Here is a 16,304-nt window from a genome sequence, read left to right as displayed (position 1 = left end):
TGAATTGAATAAAAACTTATCATATTCTTAATTTTAGCCTAATTTATCACTTTTATCAATGTTTTTGCAAAAGTAGCCGAAATATAGTATAAGTGGTAAAATAGACAATAAAGAAATTATTTTGAATCTTATTGAGGTTGTACGCTGTTGTCAGGATAGCAGAGGTGAGGATGAGATGTGCGATGATAGCGATTGGCAGAGTCTTATCGGCCAGGCGATAGAGAACGAAGCTTCAGATATACATATGACAGTGGGGCAGCGCCCGCATATGCGTTGTCAGGGGATACTGAGCGCGATGGACAAAGCCCCGCTGACAGAGAGCTTTATGTCAGAATTTGGCTCCGTCATTATGAACGAGCCCCAGAAGGAGCGGTTGGCAAGGGAACGGGAAATTGACCTTTCGTGGACTTATGCGAAGCGGCGGTTCCGCGTGCATGCCTATTATCAGCAGGGCTTTCTCGCACTGGCTCTGCGTCTGCTGCCGGAGCGGATTCCGACACTGGCGGAACTGGGGGTGCCAGCGGCCTGGCAGAAGATAAAGGAGCTTGACCAGGGGCTGGTCCTGGTCACGGGACGGACAGGCTCGGGCAAGACGACCACCCTGGCGGCCTTTATCGAGGAACTCAACCAGGAGAAATCTTACCATGTCGTTACGCTGGAAGATCCAATCGAGTATGTATTCCAGCCGGATCGATGCTTTATCAGCCAGCGGGAGCTGGGGCGTGATTTCCATGATTTTGCGGCGGCTTTGCGCGGGGCTTTGCGCGAGATGCCGGATCTGATCCTCGTGGGGGAAATCCGCGACAGGGAGACAATGGCGACGGCGCTTATGGCGGCTTCGGCGGGGATGCTGGTGTTGGGGACACTGCATAGCGCCAGCGCTGCAGAGGCCATCCTGCGTGTGGAGGGATTGTTTCCCTTGGAGGAACGAGCGAGTGTGCGCTCGCTGCTTGCTGAAGTGCTCCGGGGCATATTTGCCCAGCGGCTGGTTCCGTCTGTTGGCGGCGGGCGGGCAGGCTTGGTGGAAGTCCTGTTGGCCAATTCCGCGAGCAAAAGCCTGATCCGTCAGGGCAAATACGGCCAATTATCTTCGGTGATGCTCAGCGGACAGGAACAGGGCATGCAACCGTTTTCCGCAGCGGTACAGAAACTGCGGCAGGCGGGCCGGATTGACGCGTCAGTTTTTGCTGATTTGACCAGTCAATTTCAGGCAGATGGAGGCAGATTATGACTTATCATTATGAAGCCAGCAACCGGCAGGGGATGATCTTCCGGGGCACGGTAGCGGCGGCAAACCGCCAGGAGGCCGCCCGGCAGATAAAACGGCAGGGACTTTGGATTACGGCACCCTTATGGGCGGAAGAAGAAAAACAGGCGGCGGGCAGCGAAAAGTTTGGCCATTATCTGTCCGGCCGCAAGGTGGACGATACGCAGATTGCACTCTTTTGCCGGCAACTGGCAGTGCTCCTGAGTGCCGGGATTCCCGTCCATGAAGGTCTCAAGGCGCTGCTGGCGGGAGGGCGCAGGGATAATTATGCCCAGTTGCTGGACAAATTGTATCAGCTGGTCTTGCAGGGAAAATCTTTGGCGGCGGCCATGGAGGAATCGGGGAATTTTTCCCCGCGAATCGTGCGACTGGTGGCAGCTGGGGAACAGGCTGGTACATTGGAGACTGTTTTCAGCCGGCTGGCGGATTTTTTGGCGCAGACGGTGAAAGCACGGGAACAGCTGAAATCGGTGCTGCTTTATCCGGCTATTCTCGGCCTGACTGCTTTGGGGATGCTCATCTTTATGGCCGTGTTCATCCTGCCGTCCTTTGCATCTATGCTGCAGAACCTGCAGGTGGAATTGCCCTGGCCCACAAGAGTGCTTTTGTCGCTGGCAGATTTCCTGCAGGTTTATGGGGGCGAAACTTTGGCTGGCGCGATTGTGCTGGTTTTGACCATATTACTGATGGTCCGTCAGTCCAGTTTTATTTACCGTTATCATCAGCTGGTACTGCATCTGCCTCTGGTGGGCTCTCTGGCGCGTAATTCTGCCTGGGCTCTTGTCCTCAGTACGCTGGCGATGATACTGGAACAGGGAATTGCCCTGCATGCAGGCATAAAAATGGCGGCTCCCGTGGCCGGGAACCGCTATTTGGAACAGCAATTGCTGAAGGTGCAGCTGAAGGTGGAACAGGGAAGTTCGTTGATGGCTGTACTGGCAAAATGTCCGGCCTTTCCTGTCATCCTCACGGAAATGCTGGAGGCGGGAGAAAGGGCCGGACATTTGGAAGTTATGCTGGCAAAGGCCGCAGCCTTCTGTCAGGTACAGGCTGAAAATGAATCCGCTCGCCTGCAGGCGTTGGCTGAACCAGCCGCCATCTTTATCGTGGGCGGCCTGGTGTTCTTTTTGGTGCTGGCCGTGATCATGCCACTATTAAGCACCATGGATGCCTTAAGCCTGTAATAATCTTTCTTTCAGCTGACGGTATTTCAAGGTATAGTAAGGGCCGTTCTGGGCTTCGCGATGGTCAAAACCATAGGCCCGGCGGCTGATAGCGAGAATTGGCGGGGCCTGGATGCGCTTGGCCACGGCCATGCCTGTGAAGAGGTTCCACCAGCGCTCAAGGTCCGCGATGAATTCCTGTGCCGTGGGGAAGTATTTTGCGACGAGTCCTGCTTCGCAGCCGAGGTTTTCTTCAAGCGTGCCGGTGGCATACCATTCGAGTATATCTTCCGGTGCGGCTTTCTGCCAACGTTCGATAAAGGAGCGGAAGAGATGATCGTGGTAGGGGTATTTGATGGGATCGCCCTTGCCCTCATCGACATTCTGTGCCGAGGAGAGTTCCGCACTGGGCACGATATCGATGATGCCCTGTGGCACGACTTCCCGCCCATAGATCACATCATTCATATAGTGGGCCAGGGCATAGACCTGATGTTTCCAAAGGTCAGCCAGAGCGGCGAGAAAGCCGGACTGGTCACCATAGAGCGTCGAGTAGCCCACCGTGGTCTCGGCCTTGTTGGCGTTGCAGGTGAAGCCGCCGCCAAAAGCTGCTGCGGCACCGGCCAGCACACGGGCACTGCGGTCGCGGGCCTGGATGTTTTCCGTGACGAAGGAAGACACGGTGAGGTTCTGCGTGGAACCATCGGTCAGATAGGTGATGGGCGTGGTGGAAAGCTGTTCCACCGTGTGGTCCACGGAGTGCTGGATGGGAACTACGGCATATTGACAGCCGAGGTTATCAGCCAGCTGCTTGCTGAGTCCTTTGGTCGTGGCGGAGTTGAAGACGCTGGGCATATTGACGAGCAGCAGGTTTTCCGGGCCTACGATTTTTGCATATAGTGCAGCGGCAACAGCAGAGTCAATGCCGCCGGAAATGCCGATGACCACTTTTTTCATATGGATATTTTCGAGGAAGCGGCGCACGCCGTAATTCAGGGCGCGGTAAATATGGGCGATATCCGGCTCCGAGTCCTCGGGCAGAGACGGGAGAGTACTTAGTTCATCGAGATTAACGCTGGTGAGCTCTTCCTGATATTCCTGGCTCATGGCGCAGACCATGCCCTTGCCATTGTATGCCGTGCTGGCCCCGTCGAAGGTGTAGACGGTCTTGCCGTTGTTCTGCAGGCCGATGGCATTGACGTAGAAGAGTGGCTTGCCTGCCCGCTGGGCCTGTTCGCCGAAAACGCGGTTGCGCTTGCCGTTTTTGCCCAGCGTATAGGGGGAGGCAGAGATATTGACGAAAAAGTCGATCGTGCCGCCTTCACGCAGGACTTCAAACGGTTCTAATGCATAGTTGTCGCTCCAGCCATCCTCGCAGAGCAGGCAGCCAACGCGGTATTCCCTTCCTTCGATGGTGATATGGACCGGAGCAATCAGATCAGCCGGGCTCTTGCCCTGTTCCAGGGCCAACTGCTGCAGGCTGTAGAAATGGCGGGTGTCGTCAAATTCGCGGTAGTTGGGCATCAGAGTCTTGATGACATAGGGGTAATCCTGCCCGGCAGGCGTAATCAGCCGCCCGTCCTGGGCCGTGAAGAAGGCATTGTATTTGCGCACCCGGCCATCGTTGTTGGTCTTATCCCAATCCATGGCGATGTTGCCGAACATGACGGTGATTCCCTGTGCGGCGGCAATGATTTCCTGGCCATAATGCTCGCAGTCGGCCAGGAAGCTGGTCTGCTCCCAGGTATCTCCCAAAAGGTAACCCGGAATAGCCATCTCCGGGAAGATGATGACAGCGGACTGTTCTTCTTTTGCCTGCTTGATCATGCGCAGCATGGTGGCGGCATTTTTATCGGGATGCCCAGGGATGACTTCCATCTGGGCCATGGTGATTTTCAGCAAAGCCTTCACTCCTTAATTTTCATTTCCTTACAATGATACGTCATAACGGGGAGCAAGTCAAAGGGAGAAATAATAATGACAAACGGACAAAAATGTAGTACAATAGTAAAATGCGTGATATGCGAAAAAGACTAATGTAGGTGATAGATGTGTCAAACCCCATGTTTGATGTAATACAGAGTGACTTGGAAGTGCTGAATGAGGGACTGATCGGGGCAGTTTCTTCTTCCGTGGAATTGGTGAATGAAGTTGGCACCCATTTGGTGACGGCTGGCGGCAAGCGAATCCGTCCGGCCTTGTGCCTGCTTTCTGCCAGAGGTGGAAAGGACTTTTCTCTGGATCGTGTCCTGCCGTTGGCGGAGGCGCTGGAACTCATTCATACGGCATCTCTGGTACATGATGATGTGATCGATGCGGCGGATACCCGCCGGGGAGAACCCACAGCCAATGCCAAGTGGGATAATCAGATCGCAATCTTAGGCGGGGACTATATCTTTGCACGGGCTTTCGGGCTGATTGCCGAAGGCGGCTATGGTGATTATGTGTCTAAGCGGCTGGCGGAGCTCGTATGCAATCTCAGCGTGGGGGAAATCATTCAGGACCATACCGTTTATCAGGCGGTCAAGGATCTGGATAATTACTATGAACGCATTCAAAAGAAGACGGCGGATTTCCTGGAAATCTGCTGTGAATTGGGCGGCCTTGTAGGCGGTATGTCTCTGGAAGATACAAAAAAATTGGCTGAGTATGGGCACTGCATTGGCATGGCCTTCCAGATTACCGATGATGTGCTGGACATCATGCAGACATCGGAAAAGATCGGCAAGCCGGCTGGCAATGATATCCGTCAGGGCATTGTGACCTTGCCGGTCATCCATGCCTTGAATGTCAGTGAGGATGCGGCAGAACTGGCGGATATCGTCACCAATCCGGAGATGACCAGTCCGATGGTGGACCGCGCGCTGGCTATTGTCCGGGCTACGGATGGTGTGGATGTGGCCAAGGCCAAGGCAGATGAATATCTGCAGCGGGCGCGTCAGGTGATTCCGGAAAGTTTGCCCGCGGAGATCAAAGACGCTTTCGTACAGGTAGCAGATTTTATCGGCGACCGTGATTTTTGACAGGAACAGATGAGAGGAGATTCACCATGTTTGGAATCGGTGTACCGGAACTTATCTTGATATTGGTAGTAGGTCTGATCGTTTTCGGCCCCGGCAAACTGCCGGAAGTTGCCCGTTCGTTGGGGAAAGGGATAAGGGAATTCAAGAAGGCCACGAGTGTTTTCTCGCAGGCGCTTAATGCTCCGTTGGAAACGCCGGTGCAGCAGCAGAGCACCCAGCCGGCACAACCGCAGCCTGCGCAGCCCGTACAGCAGCAGGCAGCAGCTCAGCAACCTGCTGCTGCCCAGCCGGAGGCAGCCCCGGCATCGCAGCCGGTTCAGCCTGCTTATGCGGCTCCTACCCAGGAAAGTGTGCGTCAGCAGCTGGCCGAGCAGACGAAGAAAACAGAAGCATAAGGAAAAAATGCCCCCTTCTTCTTGCAAGGGGGCTTTTTGAGGAGGAATCGCGTTGATAGACGAACACGAGTGGAAATATGTTTTGCAGGCAGCCAATGAGGGGACTTTTTCGGCGGCGGCCAAGAGACTTTTCGTATCGCAGCCATCTTTATCGCAGTCTATCAAGAAAATCGAGGGGGAAATCGGCCTGCCGTTGTTTGACCGCAGCCAGACGCCGCTGCAGCTGACGGCGGCCGGAGAAATCTATGTGCGCAAGGCCAAGGAGATGCAGCGGATTTATCATGAGCTGATGCAGGAAACCGCAGATCTCACGGGGCTGAAGACGGGGACACTCATCATCGGCAGTTCCCGTACCCGGTCATCCTGTTATCTGACGCAGCCAATCATCGAGTTCCATCGCCGCTATCCGGGCATCCGGCTGATGGTCAAGGAGCATAGCGTCAGTGAATTAAAGACCGCAGTGGCAGCAGGCGAAGTGGATTTTGCCCTGCTCTATGAACCGCTGGAAAACAATTTCGGACGGATTCCGCTGCTGCGGGAGCGGACACTGCTGGCCCTGCCTGCCCATCATCCGTTTGTGCAGAAATACGGTCAGGTGAACTGTGAGCCTTATCCGACCATGTCCTTTGCCCGGATGCATGGTCAGCCTTTTATCCGTCTGCAGGAAAGCCGCCGCATGTCGCAGATTTACAGTGACCTGTGCATGGAGACGCAATGCACACCGGATGTGGTCTTTGAGGCCAATAGCATCGTGGATGCGGCAGAACTCTGTGCAGCGGGCATGGGGGCAACTTTGGTGACCGATATGGTGGTCAATAACGGCCGCTGGTCGGAGCCGCCGTTCTTCTTCAATCTGGATGAAGAAGTGGAAGAACGCCAGTTGGTGGCGGCCTTTGGCAAGAATAAACATTTATCCCAGGCAGCAAGAAAATTTATTGAACTGTTGCAGGGAGGATAATTTTTTTCGCGAATAAAGTAAGCAAAGAGTATTCTGACACTTTGCTTGCTTTTTTTATTGGGAGAAGAAGATAGGAGGGAATTATGGTATGTTTGACAACATCAAGGTGTCGTTCAAGCTGCTGTTGATTGTGGCTGTGGCAGCTGTAGCCATGATCGCAATCAGTCTGGTGGGCTATCGCTCACTGAACAACGCCGATACTGCCATGGAAAACATGTACAACCGGGAAATGCAGGGCGTACAGCATCTGGGAACGGCGGTGGAGCAGAGCCGCGTCATGATGGTCAAGACCCTGCAGGCGGTGATGCTCAAGGATAATCCGGAGCATCTGCAGCGCGTCAAAGGCCAGCAACAGAAGGCCCAAACGGATTTTGATGCGGCTATCACTGCGTATAAGGAGGCTATGAAGAATTCGGAACTGGGCAATATTCCGGAGATTGACAGTCAGTGGCAGAAATATCAGGGCGTCATGAACAAGGTCATGAGCCTGTCTGCGGCAGGCAATTCGGAAGAAGCCATGCACGTGTATGAAAAAGAAGGTTCGCCGGCTACGGTAGCCCTGCGCGATGCCCTGCATGGGCAGCAGAAGAAGATCAATGAGGCAGCAGCGGCCAGCAATGAAGCCAGCAGCTCGGCTAATGGCACAGCAGCCATGACCATCCTGGTGGTGACTTTGGTGGCCCTCGTGGTACAGGCCGTGATCAGCCAGGTGATTGCCAAGAGTGTTACCGATGCTTTGAGATTCATGGAGGCCGGCTGCGAAAAACTCCGGGATGGGGATTTTCGTGCCAGCGGTGTGTCCTTTGACCGCGGAGACGAATTCGGTCATCTGGCCAGAATCCTGATGGAAATGCAGGATAAGATGGCATCGTATATGAAAGGTATTTACAAGACGGTACAGAGCATCAATGATGCTTCCGGCAATCTCAAGGAGGCTTCGCTGCAGTCGGCGCAGGCTGCGGTGCAGTCGGCAGAGGCCGTGGGTGAATCGGCGAATCTGGTCATGGATCAGGAGCAGGCCTTGGCTGACAGCCAGCAGATGCTCGTGAAGGTCAATGGTTCCATTCAGGAAATGCGCGTTCATGCCACGGAGGTTTCCAAAAACTCCCAACAGGCGGCGCAGGAAGCGGAACGGGGCCATGATGTATTGGAAAAATCCGTGGGCGAGATCCGCGGCGTAGAAAAAACCGTCAGCGATACGGCTGAAATCGTGGGCAAGCTTGGTTCCCGTTCCGAAGAGATTGGGGCCATTGTCGATACCATTTCCAATATCGCCAGCCAGACCAATCTGCTGGCTCTCAATGCTGCCATTGAAGCGGCCCGGGCCGGTGAGCAGGGCAGAGGCTTCTCGGTAGTGGCCGAAGAAGTACGCAAGCTGGCTGAACAATCGGAAGAAGCTGCGGAAAAGATTTCCCAGCTGATCATGACCATGCAGAAGGATACGGAAGCGGCGGTCAAATCCATGAATCAGGGCTGCGAAGCCGTGGTGGCTGGTGCTCAGTCTGTCGAAGATTTGCAGCGGGTATTTGACCAGATACGCGACCTGGTGGAAAATGGGGCGGAAAAGACCGTGTTGATGGATAAGGCCATCGGCATTGTCAATGAAGATGCCAGCAATATCTCCCGCTCTATGGAGGATATCACCGCCAAGGGGCAGGTGGTCTCCCAGCATATGGAATCCGTATCGGCGGCCACCGAAGAGCAGTCGGCCTCCTCGGAGGAAATCGCCTCCGCCAGCGAAACCCTGTCCAATATGGCTCATGAGCAGCGAGAAGCGTTGAAACAATTCAAATTCTGATAAAACCGTATTGGAATTTTCAATAGGGGCTATAAGGAGTATGTATTTTTCTTATAGCTCCTATTTATATATAATAGTCTTAGTTAATCTCGTCTTGGGATGAATTGAGAAAGCCTATTTATTTTAGGAGGGAAAAGCAATATGGCAACGGAAATTTCGCGCCGCACATTTATCAAGGGAGCGGCAGCGGCCGGTGTTGTACTGGCAGCAGGCTCGTATTTTGCCTGGGATGGCAACAAGAACATTCCGGAAAAGGTAAAGACGGGCGATGTGACCTATGATGTCCTGGTAATCGGCAGCGGTGGTGCCGGCATGAGAGCCGCACTGGCTGCAGCAGAACGCAAGGACCTGAAAGTGGCCGTGATGACGAAAATGGTTCCAACCCGTTCCGCATCCACCATGGCTCAGGGCGGTATGAACGGTGTTACGGGTGTGAGCGATCCGACAGACACCGTTGAGTCCCATGTCTTTGATACCATCAAGGGTGGTGACTATCTTTGCGACCAGGACGCTGTGGAATACTTCGCCGAGCATGCTGGTGAAAACATCTATGAAATGGATTATATGGGGTATCCTTATAATCGTCAGAAAGATGGCGCCTTCCATCAGCGTAAGATGGGCGGCCATAGCCACCCGCGTGCTTCCTACTTCGAAGACCGTGCGGGCCATGCCATGGTGCACACCCTCTTTGAGCAGTGCCTGGAAAACAACATTGACTTTATCTCCGAGTGCCAGATGCTGGAAATCAGCCGGGAGAACGACAAACTCAACGGCGTTATCGCCATGGATATGCGTACTGGCAATCTGCTCGGTGTGCCGGCAAAATCCATTATCATCGCCACCGGCGGTTATGGCCGCGTTTACTGGGTGCGTACGTCCAATCCGTACAGCTCCACGGGTGACGGCATCGTTGCCGGCATGAACGTGGGTATTCCGTTCAAAGATCCGGAAATGGTACAGTTCCATCCGACGGGCTTGTCAGCCAACGGCGTGCTGCTGTCCGAGTCCAGCCGTGCAGAAGGCGCCCTGCTCTTCAATAAGGATGGCGAGCGCTTTATGGCCAAATATGCGCCGGAGAAAATGGAACTGGCTACCCGTGATATCGTAGCCCGTGGTATCGCTACGGAAATCGAGCAGGGGCGTGGTATCGGCGAGGGCATCCATGCCGGTGTATACCTCGATTTCACCAAGATTCCGGCTGAACGCATCCATGAGCGTCTCGGTCAGGTATATGACCTGTCCCGCCGTTTTGCTGGCGTTGACATCACGAAGGAACCCGTACTGATCAGCCCGACCTGCCATTATTCCATGGGCGGCCTCGAGATGGCGGACTTCAAGACCGGTGAAAGCCGCGTCAAGGGTATCTATGTGGCTGGTGAATGCAGCTGCGTATCCGTACATGGTGCTAACCGTCTGGGCGCAAACTCCCTGTCGGAAGTATTGGTCTTCGGTCATACCGCAGGTGACGGCGCTGCTGAATTTGCCAAAGCCAATTCCTATGAAGGCAGTCAGGATGCTCTGGCCAAGGGCTGCGATAAGTGGAAGGAAAAATTCGAGACCGTAACCAACCGCGGCAAGGAAGGCAACAAGACCGTGCCGGAAATTCGCGATGCCATGATCAATACCATGTGGTACAAGGTCGGCGTATTCCGCGAAGAAAGCCAGCTCATGGCTGCTACGGCAGAATTGGATGCGCTGGAGAAAGAATATGAGCATTGCTATGTAGGCGATAATTCTCATGTCTATAACACGGCATTTGAACAGTATGTGGAGCTGGGCAACCTCCTGCAGATTTCCCATGCTATCGTGCAGGGTGCTCTGGCCCGCAAGGAGAGCCGCGGCGGCCATTCCCGCAGAGACTTCCCGAAGCGTGATGATGTGAACTTCCTGAAACATACCTTGATTTTCAAGGATAAGGATACCGGCAAATATCGTGCCGAATATAAAGATGTCGTGATCACGAAATATCAGCCGAAAGAAAGGAAGTATTGATTATGGATGTGAAACTTAGAATCCATCGCTTCGTAGAAGGCAAGAAATGGGAACAGGACTACACCGTAACGATCAAAGTCGGCATGACGGTTCTCGAAGCCCTCATTGAAATCAAGGAGAAACAGGATCCGACGCTGTCCTTCACCTGCTCCTGCCGTTCCAGTATCTGCGGTGCCTGCGCTGTCCGTGTCAACGGCAATGCCGAACTGGCCTGCGAAATCCTCGTAGAAAACCTCGTGAAGCGTTATGATACCACGGAACTCACCATCGAGCCATTGGGGAACTTCAAGGTCATCCGTGACCTGGTTGTGGATTGGGATCCGAAATATGCCCGCATCAAGAAGATCAAACCGGTGGTTCATCCGAAGGACGAATTCTCCAAGGAAACGGGCTGCAAGCAGTCCCCTGAGGATTTCAACAAGTATAAGAAATACGCCGGCTGCATCCTCTGCGGTTCCTGCGTATCCGAATGCAACAAGAACAGCCTGAATCAGGATGACTTCCTCGATCCGTTCGTGTTCGTCAAGGCGGAAAAGATCGTGGCAGACTCCCGCGACAAGAGCCCCGAAGAACATCTGAAAGCTGTAGTGGACGCCGGTCTTTGGCGCTGCTTCAACTGCCAGGAATGCACGGCAAAATGTCCGAAAGGTCTCGATCCTGCCGGCGCTATCGAAAAGCTCAAGGAAGCTACCTTCAAGAAAGGTCTCGATGACAATGTTGGCGCCCGCCATGCAAAAGCCATTTATGACGATATCAGCGAATCTGGTACGCTGGATGAGTCCAAACTGAATATCAAATCTGAAGGTTTCTTCATGGCCGGTCTGCGCGCACCGATGGCTATCCGCCTCATGCGTGTCGGCAAGATGAATCCGCTGGATAAGCATCCGGTGAATCCCGAAATCGAAACCATCCGTAAGATCGTGAAAAATGCCGAAGCGGCAGCGAAGGAGGCTGAATAATTATGAAGTACGCATTGTTCCCGGGCTGCGTGCTGGAAGGTGCAGCAGCTGAAGCCTACACTTCGCTGAAAAAAGTCTGTGAGAAGTTAGGTATTGAAGTAGAAGACATCCCCAACTGGACCTGCTGCGGTGCATCCCATGCGCAGGGCGTCAATGATTTTGCCGCATTGGTGGTCAATGCCCGCAATATCTCCATTGCCGAGAACATGGGGCTGGACATCATGACCGTCTGCAACACCTGCACCTTGCAGCTGCGCACGGCCAAGGCGCGTCTCGACAAAGATGAGAAACTCAAGGAAAAGGTCAATAAGGTTCTGAAGGAATCCGGCCATCCTTATGAGTACAAGGGCACCAGCAAGGTAACCCATTTCCTCTGGATCCTCGATGACCATCCGGAATTGTTGGACGGCAAGATCGTAAAACCATTGACGGGTGTCAAGATTGCCGGTTACTATGGCTGCCATATCCTGCGTCCGCAGGAAGTCATGGACCATGGCGATGGCAAGCATCCGGAATATCTGGAACGTCTGATCCGCAAGTTGGGCGCAGAACCGGTTTGGTTCGATGCCAACCGCAAGTGCTGCGGATTCCATGCTCAGCTGGCCGCTGAACACGATGTCCTGACCGTGACTGGTCAGATCGTGGACAGCGCCGACAGAGCTGGGGCTATGGCGATTGCCACCCCGTGCCCGCTGTGTCAGATGCAGCTTGACATGTACGAGCCGGAAGGCCGCGAAGCCGTGCATTCCCAGGCACAGGTTCCCATCCTGCACTTGCAGCAGCTCGTGGGCTTTGCCTTAGGCATGAGCAAGACCGATGTAGGCTTTGACCGCCATGTATCGGCACAGGAAAAACTGAAGATTGGCTGATGGCATAATAGGCAATGAGAGGCTTGACTGGTTAATTGACCGGTCAGGCCTTTTGTGTTATAAGCAATAGAAAAGCAATAAAAGCAAAAGGATATGCAGGAAAATACCATCTTTTATAGAATATTAAGACAACATAAAGGCGTGAAATAAAACGATTGGTCAAAGATTTTGAAGGAGGATGGAAGATGAATATGAAGCTGGGGTTGAAGAAAACGGTCGGGCTTCTGATGAGCTGCCTTCTGGCCGGGGCTGTGCTGACAGGGTGCGGGACGAGCGGCGATGGCGGTAAATCTTCCGATGGCGGGCCTGTGAAGCTGGGCATGCTGAAGAATATGAACATCAGCGAGCAGCGGCAGGAGGAACTGCTGAAGGAAGCTGGCAAGCGGGGGAATTTTCCCAGCAATATGCGGTTTAGCATCACCTACTATGAAAATCTGAATTCCATGCAGATGGGGCTCGAATCCACGAGCATTCAGGAACTGAGTACCTATCAGTGCGTGGCGGATTATCTCATGGCCAAGAATGACAAGTTTACCCAGACAGAATTCCGGAAATCCAAACTCGAGGATGGTTTCTGCTGTGCTCTGCGGGAAGATGATAAGGCTTTGCTGGAAGAATTCAATGCGGCCATTAAGGGGATGAAGGATGATGGCACGCTGGATAAGCTGGTGCAGGAATATATCAAGAATGTGAAGGCCGGCGAGGAGCCGCCGGCAGTGCCATTGGAAACGGTAGAAGGACGCCCGGCGCTCAAGGTGGCCGTCACGGGTGACCTGCCGCCTATCGACCTGGTATTGGCCAATGGCAAACCCGCAGGATTCAACACGGCTGTGCTGGCAGAAATCGGCAAGCGCCTGAAACGGAATATTGAAATCGTACAGGTGGACAGCGGTGCAAGGGCCGCGGCACTTTCTTCCAAGAAGGTGGATGTGATTTTCTGGGCGGTTATTCCCGAAGATACCTTCAAGATCCGTCCGGCAGATTTTGACTGCCCGCAGGGCGTGAAGACAACAGTTCCTTACTATAAAGATGAAATTGTCCATATTACGGTAAAGAAGTGAGAGAAAAAAGCTGCTGCGGCAGCTTTTTTTTATGGCAGGCGGCAGAAGCATGAGGAAGGGCTTTTTTACGGCAGGCAGTTATGTTATAATAAAACGTTGTATGATAACAAAAATTATTTCGAGGTGTTTTTTCATGGAATTAAGCATGGATATTTTGGTGAAACGGTTCAAGGATTATGTGAGCTTTGATACCCAGTCTGATGAGGACAATGACAAGGCTTGCCCCAGCACGCCGGGACAGCTGGTGCTCGCAAAGCACTTGGCCGAGGAGCTGAAGGAGATCGGGCTTAGCGACGTGGAACTCGATAATCATGGTTATGTGATGGCTACCCTGCCGGCTAACGGTATGGAAGATGCGCCGATCGTGGGCTTCATTGCGCATATGGACACCAGCCCGTCGGCTTCCGGCAAGGATATCAAGCCGCAGATCGTCAAGGATTACGATGGCCAGGATATTGTGCTGAATAAAGAACAGAACATCGTGTTCTCGACCAAGGCTTTCCCGGAAGTGCTCAAATACAAGGGACAGGATATCATGTTCACCGATGGCACGACGCTTTTAGGGGCTGATGATAAAGCTGGGGTGACGGCAATCATCAGTGCCATGGAATATTTGGTACAGCATCCGGAAGTCAAACATGGTAAGATTCGGGTAGGCTTTACGCCCGATGAGGAAACGGGGCGCAGTGCGGACCTCTTTGATGTGGAAAAATTTGCCGCTGATTTTGCCTATACCATTGATGGCGGTGAACTGGGCGGTCTGGAGTATGAGAACTTCAATGCGGCCAACCCGGTAATCACCTTCCATGGTGTCAGCGTCCATACCGGCGATGCCAAGGACAAGATGATCAATGCGCTGTCCCTGGCCTGCGAATGGCAGCAGATGCTGCCGGCTGGTGAGAAGCCGGAGTATACGGAAGGCCACGAAGGTTTCTTCCATGTCTATAAGCTGAGCGGTGATGTGGAAACTTGCACCATGAGCATGCTGATCCGCGACCATGACAAGGAAAAGTTTGCGCAGCGCAAGGCATATCTTGACCAGATGGCCGCTTTCTTCAATCAGAAATATGGCGAAGGCCGCGTGGAAGTGAAGCATCATGATGTGTACTTCAATATGCTGGAAAAGATTGAAGATGGCAATATGTATGTTGTGGAACTGGCCAAAGAGGCCATGAAGGCTGCCGGCATCGAGCCGGATGTACAGCCTATCCGCGGCGGCACGGACGGCGCACGCCTGTCCTTCATGGGCCTGCCCTGCCCGAATATTTTCACGGGTGGCGCTAACTTCCATGGCCGCTTTGAATACCTGCCCTTGGAATCCCTCAAGAAAGCTGGGGAAACGGTGTTGCAGATTGCCGTGGGCGCAGGCAAGTTGAACAAGAAGTAAGGAGAATATATGGCATTATTAGAAGTGTTGAAGGCGGGTAATCCCGTCCTGAAGCAGGTATCCGTACCTGTAGAACGTATTGATAAAAAACTGAAAAAACTCATGGATGATATGGCCGAGACCATGTACGAAAATGATGGTGTCGGCCTGGCCGCGCCGCAGATTGGCCAGAATATCCGTCTCGTGGTTATTGACTGTCAGGATGAGCATGGTCTTTTGGAACTCATCAATCCCGAAATCATCTTCAAGGAAGGGGAGGAAGTGGATACGGAAGGCTGCCTGTCCGTGCCGGATATCTATGGCGAAGTCAAGCGCGCCGCCAAGGTCAAGGTGGAGTTCACCAACCGCCGCGGCAAGCGTCAGCATCTGACCGCCACGGGACTTTTGGCCCGCTGCATCCAGCATGAGCTGGATCATCTGGAAGGCCAGCTGTTTATTGACATTGCGACCAGCGTCCATAGGGGGAATAAGTCGTGAAGAACTTTCGCGTAGTTTTCATGGGCACGCCGGAATTTGCCGTACCGTGCCTGGCGGCCCTGCACGAGCAGTGTGAGGTCATCGCCGTGATCACCCAGCCGGATAAGCCCCGGGGACGCGGCCAAAAGATGATGCCCTCGCCAGTCAAGGCCTGGGCTGTCGAACATGATCTGCCGGTCTATCAGCCGGAAAAGATCAAGACGGAAGAGTTTACCATCAAATTGGAAGAAATGAAGCCGGATCTGATGGTGGTCGTGGCCTTTGGCCAGATCCTGTCTCAGCGCATTCTCGATATCCCCGAATACGGCTGCATCAATGTCCATGCATCCCTGCTGCCGCGCTACCGCGGCGCGGCCCCGATGCAGTGGTGCGTGATCAACGGCGAGGAAAAGACCGGCGTGACCACCATGTTCATGGATGCAGGCCTGGATACGGGCGATATGCTCTTGAAGGCCGAATTCCCCATCGGAGAGGATACGACTTTGGAAGAAGTCCATGACGGTCTCATGGGTATGGGTGCCAAGGTGCTGATGGATACGCTGGAGCAGCTGTCTGACGGCACGCTCACGCGTACGCCCCAGCCGTCAGAGTCCAATTATGCGCCGATGCTGACGAAAACCACCGGTCAGATTGACTGGTCAAAGACGGCACAGGAAGTGCATAATCTGGTGCGTGGCCTCAATTCCTGGCCTGGCGCCTATACCAGCCTGGACGGGGCCAAGTACAAGATTTGGCGCACCCGCCGTACGGGCGAGAAGGCAACAGCTCCTGCTGGCAGCATCGTGAAGGCTGATAAAAAGGCCGGTCTCTTTGTGGCTGCGGGGGATGAAGTGCTGGAGGTTCTGGAACTGCAGGCACCCGGCAAGAAGAAAATGCGGGCGGCGGACTATCTGAATGGCCATGGCTTTGCTGATGGCGCTTGCTTTGCCTGATTGCGTTATGGAAGGCAAGGGGA

At 53.6% G+C, this 16,304-nt stretch carries 14 protein-coding genes; 13 read left to right on the top strand and 1 reads right to left on the bottom strand.

Annotated features, from left to right (window positions below):
* Positions 1 to 121 precede the first annotated feature (121 nt).
* A complete protein-coding gene (locus tag BLQ59_RS00540; RefSeq protein ID WP_371118262.1) occupies positions 122 to 1,231 on the top strand; it encodes a type IV pilus twitching motility protein PilT in 1,110 nt (369 codons plus the stop codon).
* Positions 1,228 to 2,451: a type II secretion system F family protein gene (locus BLQ59_RS00535; protein WP_074570687.1), complete on the top strand. Its 1,224-nt coding sequence runs from the start codon at positions 1,228 to 1,230 to the stop codon at positions 2,449 to 2,451. Before BLQ59_RS00540 ends, BLQ59_RS00535 begins: the two co-directional genes overlap by 4 nt.
* Here the strand turns inward: BLQ59_RS00535 and nadE are convergent.
* The gene (nadE, locus tag BLQ59_RS00530) at positions 2,440 to 4,332 is read right to left on the bottom strand and encodes an NAD(+) synthase (protein WP_074570686.1); all 1,893 of its coding nucleotides are present in this window, start codon (positions 4,330 to 4,332) and stop codon (positions 2,440 to 2,442) included. The two genes, BLQ59_RS00535 and nadE, sit on opposite strands and share 12 nt — an antisense overlap.
* Before the next feature lie 161 nt (positions 4,333 to 4,493).
* Between nadE and BLQ59_RS00525 the strand changes: the two genes are divergently transcribed.
* From BLQ59_RS00525 to fmt, 11 genes are all read left to right on the top strand, one after another.
* Complete coding sequence (locus tag BLQ59_RS00525) at positions 4,494 to 5,453, top strand: polyprenyl synthetase family protein (RefSeq protein WP_256324559.1); 960 nt, start codon at positions 4,494 to 4,496, stop codon at positions 5,451 to 5,453.
* Positions 5,454 to 5,479: 26 nt separating this feature from the next.
* Entirely contained in the window at positions 5,480 to 5,848 is a 369-nt protein-coding gene (locus BLQ59_RS00520; RefSeq protein WP_074570683.1) for a Sec-independent protein translocase subunit TatA/TatB, read from the top strand.
* 52 nt (positions 5,849 to 5,900) lie between these two features.
* Positions 5,901 to 6,806 carry a LysR family transcriptional regulator gene (locus BLQ59_RS00515; RefSeq protein ID WP_074570680.1) on the top strand — a complete coding sequence of 302 codons (906 nt, stop codon included), beginning with the start codon at positions 5,901 to 5,903 and terminating at the stop codon, positions 6,804 to 6,806.
* 88 nt (positions 6,807 to 6,894) lie between these two features.
* On the top strand, positions 6,895 to 8,604 hold the full coding sequence (locus BLQ59_RS00510; protein ID WP_074570677.1) for a methyl-accepting chemotaxis protein: 1,710 nt from the start codon (positions 6,895 to 6,897) through the stop codon (positions 8,602 to 8,604).
* 141 nt (positions 8,605 to 8,745) lie between these two features.
* Positions 8,746 to 10,596: an FAD-binding protein gene (locus tag BLQ59_RS00505; RefSeq protein WP_074570674.1), complete on the top strand. Its 1,851-nt coding sequence runs from the start codon at positions 8,746 to 8,748 to the stop codon at positions 10,594 to 10,596.
* A 2-nt stretch (positions 10,597 to 10,598) separates the two neighbouring features.
* The gene (locus tag BLQ59_RS00500; protein WP_074570671.1) at positions 10,599 to 11,555 is read left to right on the top strand and encodes a succinate dehydrogenase/fumarate reductase iron-sulfur subunit; all 957 of its coding nucleotides are present in this window, start codon (positions 10,599 to 10,601) and stop codon (positions 11,553 to 11,555) included.
* A 2-nt stretch (positions 11,556 to 11,557) separates the two neighbouring features.
* Entirely contained in the window at positions 11,558 to 12,424 is an 867-nt protein-coding gene (locus tag BLQ59_RS00495; RefSeq protein WP_074570669.1) for a CoB--CoM heterodisulfide reductase iron-sulfur subunit B family protein, read from the top strand.
* Between the two features lie 185 nt (positions 12,425 to 12,609).
* Positions 12,610 to 13,485 carry a transporter substrate-binding domain-containing protein gene (locus tag BLQ59_RS00490; protein ID WP_074570666.1) on the top strand — a complete coding sequence of 292 codons (876 nt, stop codon included), beginning with the start codon at positions 12,610 to 12,612 and terminating at the stop codon, positions 13,483 to 13,485.
* Between the two features lie 133 nt (positions 13,486 to 13,618).
* Positions 13,619 to 14,872 (top strand): peptidase T, encoded by a 1,254-nt coding sequence (pepT, locus tag BLQ59_RS00485; protein ID WP_074570664.1) that lies wholly within the window; start codon positions 13,619 to 13,621, stop codon positions 14,870 to 14,872.
* A gap of 9 nt (positions 14,873 to 14,881) precedes the next feature.
* Positions 14,882 to 15,349 (top strand): peptide deformylase, encoded by a 468-nt coding sequence (gene def, locus BLQ59_RS00480; protein ID WP_074570661.1) that lies wholly within the window; start codon positions 14,882 to 14,884, stop codon positions 15,347 to 15,349.
* The gene (fmt, locus tag BLQ59_RS00475; RefSeq protein ID WP_074570659.1) at positions 15,346 to 16,281 is read left to right on the top strand and encodes a methionyl-tRNA formyltransferase; all 936 of its coding nucleotides are present in this window, start codon (positions 15,346 to 15,348) and stop codon (positions 16,279 to 16,281) included. The genes def and fmt overlap by 4 nt, the downstream gene beginning before the upstream one ends.
* Positions 16,282 to 16,304 lie beyond the last annotated feature (23 nt).

The organism is Pseudoselenomonas ruminantium, assembly GCF_900104055.1.
GTDB lineage: Bacteria > Bacillota > Negativicutes > Selenomonadales > Selenomonadaceae > Selenomonas_A > Selenomonas_A ruminantium_C.
The sequence above is the reverse complement of the archived record's forward strand: the minus strand, read 5'-3'. Positions and strand labels throughout refer to the sequence as shown.

Bases quoted from the DNA above. Each gene is read 5' to 3' on its own strand.
- BLQ59_RS00535 (WP_074570687.1), top strand. From the start codon at position 1,228: ATGACTTATCATTATGAAGCCAGCAACCGGCAGGGGATGATCTTCCGG.
- BLQ59_RS00525 (WP_256324559.1), top strand. From the start codon at position 4,494: ATGTTTGATGTAATACAGAGTGACTTGGAAGTGCTGAATGAGGGACTG.
- BLQ59_RS00520 (WP_074570683.1), top strand. From the start codon at position 5,480: ATGTTTGGAATCGGTGTACCGGAACTTATCTTGATATTGGTAGTAGGT.
- BLQ59_RS00510 (WP_074570677.1), top strand. From the start codon at position 6,895: ATGTTTGACAACATCAAGGTGTCGTTCAAGCTGCTGTTGATTGTGGCT.
- BLQ59_RS00505 (WP_074570674.1), top strand. From the start codon at position 8,746: ATGGCAACGGAAATTTCGCGCCGCACATTTATCAAGGGAGCGGCAGCG.
- BLQ59_RS00500 (WP_074570671.1), top strand. From the start codon at position 10,599: ATGGATGTGAAACTTAGAATCCATCGCTTCGTAGAAGGCAAGAAATGG.
- BLQ59_RS00495 (WP_074570669.1), top strand. From the start codon at position 11,558: ATGAAGTACGCATTGTTCCCGGGCTGCGTGCTGGAAGGTGCAGCAGCT.
- BLQ59_RS00490 (WP_074570666.1), top strand. From the start codon at position 12,610: ATGAATATGAAGCTGGGGTTGAAGAAAACGGTCGGGCTTCTGATGAGC.
- pepT (WP_074570664.1), top strand. From the start codon at position 13,619: ATGGAATTAAGCATGGATATTTTGGTGAAACGGTTCAAGGATTATGTG.
- def (WP_074570661.1), top strand. From the start codon at position 14,882: ATGGCATTATTAGAAGTGTTGAAGGCGGGTAATCCCGTCCTGAAGCAG.